This window comes from Rhizocola hellebori, from assembly GCF_016862955.1.
Classification (GTDB): domain Bacteria; phylum Actinomycetota; class Actinomycetes; order Mycobacteriales; family Micromonosporaceae; genus Rhizocola; species Rhizocola hellebori.
The window spans coordinates 1-6,563 of the sequence record NZ_BONY01000161.1 but is presented as its reverse complement, the minus strand read 5'-3'; the positions used below and the strand labels follow the sequence as shown (position 1 = coordinate 6,563).

The 6,563-nt window shown below is 66.2% G+C and carries 6 protein-coding genes and 1 pseudogene; 5 read left to right on the top strand and 2 right to left on the bottom strand.

Annotation, left to right across the window (positions count from 1 at the left end; translation table 11 throughout):
* Positions 1 to 1,196, bottom strand: a pseudogene (locus tag Rhe02_RS48945) (carboxypeptidase regulatory-like domain-containing protein); the annotation flags it as partial.
* 154 nt (positions 1,197 to 1,350) lie between these two features.
* Here Rhe02_RS48945 and Rhe02_RS48940 point away from each other — a divergent pair.
* From Rhe02_RS48940 to purM, 3 genes are all read left to right on the top strand, one after another.
* Positions 1,351 to 1,713 (top strand): sterol carrier family protein, encoded by a 363-nt coding sequence (locus Rhe02_RS48940; RefSeq protein WP_203915464.1) that lies wholly within the window; start codon positions 1,351 to 1,353, stop codon positions 1,711 to 1,713.
* Positions 1,714 to 1,801: 88 nt separating this feature from the next.
* Positions 1,802 to 3,304 (top strand): amidophosphoribosyltransferase, encoded by a 1,503-nt coding sequence (gene purF, locus Rhe02_RS48935; RefSeq protein WP_203915463.1) that lies wholly within the window; start codon positions 1,802 to 1,804, stop codon positions 3,302 to 3,304.
* A 32-nt stretch (positions 3,305 to 3,336) separates the two neighbouring features.
* Positions 3,337 to 4,446 carry a phosphoribosylformylglycinamidine cyclo-ligase gene (gene purM, locus Rhe02_RS48930; RefSeq protein WP_203915462.1) on the top strand — a complete coding sequence of 370 codons (1,110 nt, stop codon included), beginning with the start codon at positions 3,337 to 3,339 and terminating at the stop codon, positions 4,444 to 4,446.
* On the opposite strand, the gene soxR is transcribed toward purM, so the two are convergent.
* Complete coding sequence (gene soxR / locus Rhe02_RS48925) at positions 4,447 to 4,869, bottom strand: redox-sensitive transcriptional activator SoxR (protein ID WP_203915461.1); 423 nt, start codon at positions 4,867 to 4,869, stop codon at positions 4,447 to 4,449.
* 47 nt (positions 4,870 to 4,916) lie between these two features.
* Here soxR and Rhe02_RS48920 point away from each other — a divergent pair, with 47 nt between their 5' ends.
* Together Rhe02_RS48920 and Rhe02_RS48915 are read left to right on the top strand one after the other, a co-directional pair.
* On the top strand, positions 4,917 to 5,579 hold the full coding sequence (locus tag Rhe02_RS48920; protein WP_203915460.1) for a thiamine pyrophosphate-binding protein: 663 nt from the start codon (positions 4,917 to 4,919) through the stop codon (positions 5,577 to 5,579).
* Between the two features lies 1 nt (position 5,580).
* Positions 5,581 to 6,459, top strand: coding sequence for a transketolase family protein (locus Rhe02_RS48915; protein WP_203915459.1), 879 nt, complete (start codon positions 5,581 to 5,583; stop codon positions 6,457 to 6,459).
* Positions 6,460 to 6,563 lie beyond the last annotated feature (104 nt).

The window sequence follows — 6,563 nt, the reverse complement described above, 5'->3', positions numbered from 1 at the left end:
GGGCCGCCGTATCCGCCGCCCTGCGGCGGGTTCTGCGGGTTCCACTGCTGGGTCGGGGCGCCGTAGCCCGGCTGCTGAGGACCGCGCTGCTGCGGAACCCCGTACTGGGGGTTGCCCACCATGGTCGGATCGGCGGGACGCGCGCCATATCCCGGCTGGCCGTAACCGGCCGGCGAGGTGGGACGGTAACCGGCACCCGACTGCGGCGCACCGGCCGGGCCGCGGGGACCGGGCCGACCGCGGGTCGGCGCCTCTTCCTCTTCCTCGTCGTCATCGCCGCCGCGGCGCACCAGCAGCAGCACGATGGCGCCGATGCCGAGCGCGACAAGCAGACCACCGACGATGATCATGACCAGTGTCATGCTGTCCATGCCGCCGTCATCGGCCGGGGCGGTCTCGCCCACCGGCTCGGGAGTGCCGGTCGCCCCGGTAGCGGCGGTCGGCGTGGTCTCGGCGATCGGGGTCGGCGTGGGGCTGGCGACCGTCAGGTTCTCCATGCTCAGGTCGAACGGGAGCGCGTCCTGGCCGGCGGCGAGCGTCAGGGTGCGGGCGACGCCGCCCACCATCGAGAACGGCGACTTGACCGCGGTGATCGCGATCACCCCAGGGGCGATCTTCTTCCCCGGCCCGTCGAACGTGTAGATGCCATTGTTGTCGGCCGTCGTCTGGTGGGACTTGCCCGCACCGTCAACCAGCGTGACGATCGCACCCTTGATCGGCTTGTTGTCCGCAATGTCACGGACCAGCCCCTGAATCTTGCCAACCGACTGCGAAGCCGCTCCGACGGTCAGCTGCTTGGACTCCTCGGTGGATCCGCCGCCGGGCCAGGTGACCTTGATGCGCACGGACACACCGGGGGCAGCCTTACCCCGGATCTTGATCTGCTGTGGCGTCCACTCGGCCCCAGGGGCGAGGTTCGGCGCCGACTGATTGCAGCCTTGGATGCAGCTTCCGGTGATGTCTGATGAGGTGTCGACGACAACGGTGAAGGTAGCGGCGGCATCGCCTTCGTTCTTCAGCTTGAACTTCAGCTCAGCTTCCTGACCAGCCGAAACTTCATCGGGGTTGAGATCCACTGCGCTGATCTTGCCGTTTGCGGCGGCGAATGCCGGGGAGGTGACACCGGTCAGGGCACCGACCGCCACAATCGCGACCACGCCAATGCGCGCTAGCCAGGATCGTCGCTGGGTAGCCACGTCCACCACCTTCCAAAGCCTGATGATCCCCTCGGATGGTTTGGGGGGTAGGGTCCGAGGGAAATACGCCTTCGCAACTATGCCTTGCGAGGGGGGCCGAACGCGAGCCAGGGGCGGACAAATGCGAGTAAGGGTCGCGTCGTATCGTCCACATATGCCCCCAGCGCACGAAAAGTCTGCTGCGGTAGAGGCGGCCGTTGCCAGCCTTGCCAGCGGGGCGCAACCTGCGCGTGAGATCCTTCGCAGCGCTGTGCGCTCCCTTCTTTCCGATCTTTCAGACAAGGCTCCTGGCCGTTCGGTGGAGGTTCGTGTTCCGCCTTACGGAGCAATTCAATGCGTGGAAGGTCCACGCCATACCCGGGGCACCCCGGCGAACGTCGTCGAGATGGATTCGGTCACATTTATCGAGCTTGCAGCAGGATTGCGGAGTTGGTCAGATGCAGTCCGAGATGGCAGAATTCAAGCCAGCGGTATTCGAGCTGACATATCACACCTTTTCCCCATCAGGGAATCCTGAACAGTTAGCAGCGAGAACGTGGCTCAGCGTTAGCCGCCACTCTCCCGTAGACTGACTGTCCGGCGACGGCGAACGCGAGGAGCAGCAGGTGCCCGGAGGCGACGGCCGGTTGAGTCACGAGCTCGACCCCTACCGGCCAGGCCCGCAAGACGCATGTGGCGTTTTCGGAGTCTGGTCGCCCGGTGAAGACGTAGCCAAGCTTGTTTACTTTGGCCTATACGCATTGCAACACCGTGGCCAAGAGGCCGCCGGCATCGCCGTCAGCGACGGTTCCGGTGTGGTGGTCTACAAGGATCTCGGCCTGGTTGCCCAGGTCTTCGACGAGCCCACGCTGGCAAGCCTTCGCGGCTATCTGGCTATCGGGCACACGCGCTACTCCACCACCGGCGGCTCCACGTGGGAAAATTCGCAGCCCACCATCCAGGCCAACTCCGCCGGCACCACCATCGCCTTGGCGCACAACGGAAACCTTGTCAACACAGCCGAACTCGCCCGTCAGGTAAGCGAGCTGGGCTTTGATACGCGCGGTGCGACGAGCGACACGGTTCTGGTCACCATGCTGCTGGCCGGCAAACCTGACCTGTCCGTGGAGGCCGCCGCACTCGAAGTGCTGCCAACGGTCAAGGGCGCCTTCAGTTTCGTCTTCATGGACGAGAACACCCTCTACGCCGCCCGCGACGCGCACGGCGTCCGCCCACTGGTGCTTGGCCGGCTGGAGCGAGGCTGGGTGGTCGCGAGCGAGTCGGCCGCATTGGACATCGTGGGCGCCACCTTCGTCCGGGAGATCGAGCCGGGTGAGCTGATCGCCATAGACGAGCACGGGCTTCGCTCGTCACGGTTCGCCAACCCCGATCCCAAGGGCTGCCTGTTCGAATTCGTCTACCTGGCCCGCCCCGACACCACGATCTCCGGTCGCAACATGTACGCCGCCCGGGTCGAGGTGGGCCGCCGCCTGGCCAAGGAGCACCCGGCCGAGGCCGACCTGGTGATCCCGGTGCCTGAATCTGGTACACCGGCGGCGATCGGCTATGCCGAAGCGTCGGGCATCACCTACGGCAAAGGGCTCGTGAAAAACGCTTACGTAGGGCGCACTTTCATCCAGCCCTCGCAGACGATCCGGCAGCTGGGCATCAGGCTCAAGCTGAACCCGTTGCGCGACAACGTTCGCGGCAAGCGACTGGTGGTCGTCGACGACACCATCGTGCGCGGCAACACCCAGCGGGCCATCGTGCGCATGCTGCGCGAAGCCGGCGCGATCGAGGTGCACGTGCGCATCTCCGCCCCGCCCGTGCAATGGCCCTGCTTCTACGGCATCGACTTCGCCACCCGCGCCGAGCTGATCGCCACCGGGCTCGACACGGAAGGCATCCGCCGTTCCATAGGCGCTGACTCACTTGGGTTCGTCTCGCTCGAAGGTCTCACCGCCGCGACCGAGCAACCGGCGAACAGACTGTGCCGCGCCTGCTTCGACGGCCGGTACCCGATCGAGTTGCCCTCGGAGAACCTGATCGGAAAACACGTCCTCGAGGGTGTCGACCGCAAGGTCGGCAACGAAGAACAGAGCGACCAGATGGCGGCAAGCCGGTCGTGAGCAAGTCCCACCAGCCCCAAAGGGGAGAAGCCGTGACCCATGTGACCGAGCGTTCCAGCATCCAGCCATGGTCGGCCGGCAACGGCCGTAAGACGGTCACCTACGCCGACGCCGGGGTGTCCATTCACGCCGGCGACAAGGCGGTGGAACTGCTGAAGAACAAGGTGCAGCGAGCCCACCGGCCGGAGGTGCTGGGCGGGCTCGGCGGGTTCTCCGGTCTGTTCCGCCTCGACATCCAGAAGTACCGCAAGCCCGTTCTCGCGTCGTCGACGGACGGCGTGGGTACCAAACTGGTGATAGCCCAGCAGATGAACATCCACGAGACGGTCGGCATCGACCTTGTCGCGATGGTCGTCGACGATCTGGTGGCGTGTGGTGCGGAGCCGCTGTTCCTGCTCGACTACATCGCGTGCGGTGAGGTGGTGCCGGATCGGGTGGCCGAGATCGGCGCCGGCATCGCCGACGGCTGTCGCTACGCCGGTTGTGCGCTGCTCGGTGGCGAGACCGCCGAGCACCCCGGCGTGATGCGGCCGGACGAATACGACCTTTCCGCCAACGGTGTGGGTGTGGTGGAAGAGGACGACATCCTCAGCCACGAGCGGGTTCAGCTCGGCGACGTCGTCATCGCGATGCGGTCGAGCGGCCTGCACTCCAATGGCTATTCGCTCGTGCGGCACGTGTTGCTGGGCCAGGGGCGGATGAAGCTGGAGAGCGTCATCGAGGACCTCGGCGACCAGCGCACGCTCGGCGAGGAGCTGCTCACCCCCACCAAGATTTATGCGAAGGATTGCCTCTCCCTGATCGCCGAGTGTGAGGTGCACGCGCTGGCACACGTTACCGGCGGCGGCATCCCGGGCAATCTGGTTCGGGTGCTGCCCAAGCATCTCGACGCCATAGTCAACCGCACCACCTGGGCTCCGCAGCCCATCTTCGACCTCATTCAGCGCAAGGGCCGCATCGAGCCGCGCGATATGGAGTCCACCTTCAACATGGGCGTGGGCATGTTCGCCGTCGTCGCGGCGGCCGACGCCGACCGCGCGCTGGCCCTGCTCATGCGCCGTGGCGTGGAAGCCTGGCCGGTCGGCGAGATCATCAGCGGCACGGGCGAGGTTCAGATGCTCGGCTCGTACACCCGCGGCTAGCTAGAGCAACCGTCGCGGGCCTGTTCCCTCCCGGGCGAGCACGTCGCCCGGGTTGTAGAGCGCGCAGCTCTTCAGCGACAGGCAGCCGCAACCGATGCAGCCGGTGAGGTTGTCGCGCAAGCGTTCCAGCATGCCGATGCGCTCGTCGAGCTCGGCGTGCCATTGCCGCGAAAGCTTTTCCCAATCCTGCTTGGTCGGCGTCCGTGACTCGGGCAGCTCCGCCAGCGCGGCTCGAATGCGCTCCAGCGAGATGCCCACCTGCTGCGCAATGCGGATGAACGACACGCGACGCAACTCGGATCGCTCGTAGCGGCGCTGGTTTCCGCCGGTGCGCTCGGCGCTGATGAGCCCCTGCTCCTCATAGAAGCGCAGCGCCGAGGGGGCCACCCCACTTCGCGCCGACAACTCGCCAATGGTCAGCATCACAGCCCTCTTGAGTTCAACCGAACTTTAACTTGCAGGCTACTCCCATGAAGGTTGTTGCCCCGCTCCTCCGGCGGATCACCGGGGACGAGAAGCACGCGCCCAGCGCTTTCTCCACCCTTGATGTGCTCTGGGTTCTCTATGACGGCGTGCTCAACGTGGCCCCCCGGCGCCTCGACGACCCCGAACGCGACAGGTTCCTCCTTTCCAAAGGTCATGGTGTGGCCGGGTACTACGCCGTGCTCGCGGCCAAGGGCTTTCTCCCCGAAGACTGGCTGGACGACCTCGCCGGGCCGGAAAGCCCGCTCGGTCACCACCCGGACCGTCTCCGCGTGCCCGGCGTCGAAATCAGCTCCGGCTCGCTCGGCCACGGCCTGGGCCTCGCGGTCGGCACAGCGCTTGCCCTACGCGCCCAGGGTTTACTCAAGCCCCGCGTCTACGTGATGCTCGGCGACGCCGAGCTCGACGAGGGAAGCAACCACGAGGCCATCGCCTACGCCGGTGCCCTCGGCCTGGATTCGCTGACCGCCATCGTCATCGACAACCACTCGGCCTCCTATGCCCCGCCCGGTGGCCTTGGCACGCTTTTCACCGTGCACGGCTGGACTTCGTCCACAGTGGATGGACGCGACCACTCCGCCATCCGATCGGCGTTGCTGCCCCGCGGGCCGCATGCCGTCATCGCCACCGTAGAGAAGAAGGGGAGCTAGCATGCGTGAAGCATTCATCAAGGAAGCCCACGACATCCTCGACGAGGATCCACGCGTCGCCCTTGTGCTGGCCGAGATTTCGGCCGACCCTTTCGCCAAGGCGCTGGCCAACCACCCCGACCGCGCGATCAACGTCGGGATCCGGGAACAGCTCATGATCGGCGTCGCAGGCGGGCTCGCCCTCAACGGCCTACGGCCAATTGCCCACAGCTACGCCACTTTCGTCGTCGACCGGGCCTACGAGCAGATCAAACTCGACCTCAAGCACCAGGGCGTGGGCGCCATCCTGGTCAGTGTGGGCGCCTCCTACGACGGCTCGCCGATGGGCTACACCCACATGTCCCCCATGGACGTCTCGCTCATCGACACCCTGCCCGGCTGGATAGTTCACACCCCCGGCCATCCCGCCGAGGTCGGCCCGCTGCTGCGCGCAGCCACCGCCCACGACGAGCCGGTCTACCTGCGCCTGTCCACCCAGACCAACGCGACACCCCACCTGGACGCGATGCGCCTCAAAGTCTTGCGCCACAGCACCTCCGGACGCACCATCGTCGCCGTCGGCCCCATGCTCCAACCCGTCCTCGACGCCGCCAGCGACCTCGACGTCACCATCGCCTACACCCACACCCCGCGCCCGTTCGACCACATAGGACTTCGAGCCATCGCCGGCGACGCACCCGACATCGTCATCGTCGAGCCCTATCTCGAGGGCACCTCCGCGCACGCCGTCGCCGAATCCTTCCCCGACAAGCCTTTTCGCCTACGCAGCATCGGCGTCAAACGCCAAGACCTCCACCGCTACGGCACCCCCGCAGACCACGCCACCTGGCACGGCCTCGACGCAGCCTCCCTGCGCCCACACCTGACCCCAACGCCCTAACCGCCCCAACCGCCCGCGTGCTGAGGCGTCGCGACCGGTCGGAATCGCAATCTTGGCGACTTATGGTCGCTATAACGGCCATAAGTCGCCAAGAATAACTTTCA